This is a genomic window from Algoriphagus sp. (genome assembly GCF_024642405.1).
Taxonomy (GTDB): Bacteria; Bacteroidota; Bacteroidia; order Cytophagales; family Cyclobacteriaceae; genus Algoriphagus.
This window is the reverse complement of record NZ_JAHEBC010000435.1, coordinates 1-2924: the sequence shown is the minus strand read 5'-3', so window position 1 is coordinate 2924 and position 2924 is coordinate 1. Positions and strand designations below refer to the sequence as shown.

Annotated in this window: 4 protein-coding genes; all 4 read left to right on the top strand. The window is 38.6% G+C overall.

Annotated features, from left to right (window positions below; all coding sequences use genetic code 11):
- The first annotated feature begins 252 nt into the window (after positions 1-252).
- Positions 253-444, top strand: coding sequence for a hypothetical protein (locus tag Q0L68_RS18975; RefSeq protein WP_296705822.1), 192 nt, complete (start codon positions 253-255; stop codon positions 442-444).
- Positions 445-453: 9 nt separating this feature from the next.
- Positions 454-843: a hypothetical protein gene (locus Q0L68_RS18970; RefSeq protein WP_296705821.1), complete on the top strand. Its 390-nt coding sequence runs from the start codon at positions 454-456 to the stop codon at positions 841-843.
- Between the two features lie 70 nt (positions 844-913).
- Positions 914-2479, top strand: a complete 1566-nt coding sequence (locus Q0L68_RS18965) for a DUF4157 domain-containing protein (protein ID WP_296705820.1) — start codon at positions 914-916, stop codon at positions 2477-2479.
- Positions 2480-2723: 244 nt separating this feature from the next.
- Positions 2724-2924: ethanolamine ammonia-lyase subunit EutB (gene eutB, locus Q0L68_RS18960; RefSeq protein WP_296705819.1), on the top strand; the 201-nt coding region annotated here is incomplete at its 3' end.

The window sequence follows — 2924 nt, the reverse complement described above, 5'->3', positions numbered from 1 at the left end:
TCTGGAAATACTATCAGACTAAATGTTTCTGATGATTGTGAAACCGTGGCTCAAACTCTGTATCATGAATACCAACATGCGCGCTCACCACGAAGACTTCGGTCTGAAGCTTGGGCGGATTAAGAGGATTATGCATACTCCCTAGAAACAAACTGGAGTATATCAAGGGGTCTCACTCCAGATCCTAGTTTAGTAACCACCGATCCTAATACAGGAGATACCGTTTTAGACCAAACAGGTGTAGATGCACAGGTGGCTACTTATCCAGGAATGGTCGCCAATGAAGAAGTCATTGCAAAAGTGGGTTCAACAAGAGTTCGGGTAAGAAGAGAAAATGGTACTGTTTACATTCGAAATGCTGTAAATGGTGATACAGTTCCTGGACCAAGACGAGTAGTAAATCCTCGAACTATTAGACCTTTAAATTGGCCAGCTTGCTCATAAATAAAAAAAATGGAATTAATATTTAAAGGAATACCAGTAAACAAAGTGTATTATTCGGGACAAGAACCCCAAATTACCAATGGGTGTTTTAAAGCCTCAAATCACAGCGAACACCCAATTTCTTTTTTGGTTTTAGCGGTCTACGTTTCTGACGGTAATAAACAACTTCCTATAAATGAATTTCATTTATACATGCTCCCTGACTACGATGAAATGGATAAAAAATCAATAACTGTACAAGCAAAGGAAGATATCCAATTCGATTTGAGTTTCCCATTTATTTCGGAAAAGGGATTCGACAGAGACAATATCCACGTAATCCTCACTATAAAAACCAATGATAAAATCATTAAATCTTCATCCCCTGTGTTATTTGAATTAAGAAGACCGAAAGATTAAGTTTTAATTTCCTAAATCGATTTAGCGGAAAAGTAAAAACAAAGAAAATGAACTTTTAAATTTCAATCCCATGCATGAACCCTTGAAACATGAAAAATCAAATTCCTCTCCAAAAGGGAAGTTGAGGGTGTCATTTTTTTCACCTTCAAAAGTTCAACCCAAGTTAAAAGTCAATCATCCAAATGATTCTTATGAAAAGGAAGCGGATGCTGTTGCTGATCAAGTTATTTCTGCTAGAGAAAGAAAGGGATTAATTTCTCAAAATGTTAATACCCCTAAAATACAGTCAAAGGAAAACGATACGACAAAATCTCAAGCTGACACTATTCCCCCTACTGTGAAAAACACTTTGAATAAAGGTGGGGAACCTTTGGATAATGGGGTAAGAGAATCAATGGAATCAGCATTTGGTCAGGATTTCAGCAAGGTCAGGATCCATAGTGATGGCATTGCACATCAAAGTGCAGATGATATTAATGCCCGAGCATATACCTTCCAAAACAATATTGTTTTTGGAAATAATCAATACAATCCTGAATCATTCGAAGGAAAAAAACTTCTTGCCCATGAATTGGTACACACGATTCAACAAGGAAATACTGAAAATTCAGGTATAGAAGAAATTCAAAGATCCGTTAAAACTTTTATAGAAGGAGGAATCCGAGGGCATGCTAGTCCCAGATGGGAAAATACCGGAAGAAGTACTTCGGAAGAGCTTAACCTGACTCTATCTCGAGATAGAGCAAATAATGTAGAATATTTATTTCAGGAAATGTTCAGAAGGTATATGGCAGGACATGGAGAGGTTGAGTTTGCCATTGAGTCCTCCATTTCTGGGGAAAGAGAAGAAGGAGTAGTTTCATTACCTGCCGAGGGAGTTGGAGACCGTGAAACGTTGGTGGAAGGTGGAGGTGATGTAGATGCCAATGATCCATCGATGAGACGCGTAGATATTGATATTGTGGTTACCAGACAAGAAGAGGGAATGGCTCCCTCTACGGAATCAATTGTGATCCCAGAAGAATGTGAAGCGAATGCCACCAATCAGTGGTCTATTAAAATGACCGTGGGAGGAGGAGGAGGTCATGCAGGATTGGGAGGTGCTTTTGCCATTGGAAAATTGAAAAATAGAAGAACCGGTCAAATAGCAGAGGGCTCATTTATAGGAGGTGGAATTGGAGTTGGCCTACAAACTCCAGGAGCAGATCCGGGTTGGGGAGACTGGACGGATTTTGTAACTGATGATATCTGTACATTCGATGATTTTAATTTCACCTTGGCAAGATTGACTACCGCTGGAGCCGGAGCTTATGTTGGGTATAGTTTGGCTTGGATATCTTTTCCTTTACGAGGAGCAAATTCAATCTACGTTGGAGGATTTAATGTGGGGGCAGTAGGTGCTGATGCAGGAAGTAATGTAGGAGAATGGAATATTCATGGTACTCCTCCTGGCCCAAGATGTGTTCCCGAACATGAGTCTGAACGAGAGGTATTTACACCTTTCCAATTTGACATTCAGGACGGCCTAAGACATACTGTATTTTTTGAAACCGGTAGTTCTGAAATAAATGATGAGCAATTCAGAGCCTTGGATTCATTTGTTCAACAAATTACCGCAAGGTATTCTGAGGATTAATCATTAATCTATAGTTTATTTATTCTTTCAATATTTAACCAACTAGAATGAGAAATCTTTTTCAGCTATTTTTCTTTTACTATGCTTTCTCTCTTTTTTCCTGTGAAATACAATTACCCTGAAGAGTCAAACCTTACAATTATTAAATGGTTAAATAAACCCTAGATCTCTACCTATTTTAGTATTCTCCTAACAAACCGGTTTTTCCATTGGAAAACTCTAATTAAATACCCATTTTAATTGAATGGTTTACCAGCATACCATCGGAAATTTCAACTTTACTTTTCCCGATCTCAAAACCGTTTTAGCCAAAGCTTCTCCAGAAAAATCCGGGGATCAAATGGCTGGTTTGGCAGCAACAAACGAACAAGAACGTATTGCCGCAAAGCTGGTATTAGCAGAAATTCCTCTAAAGCAATTTCTTAGCGAGGAAATCATTCCTTCC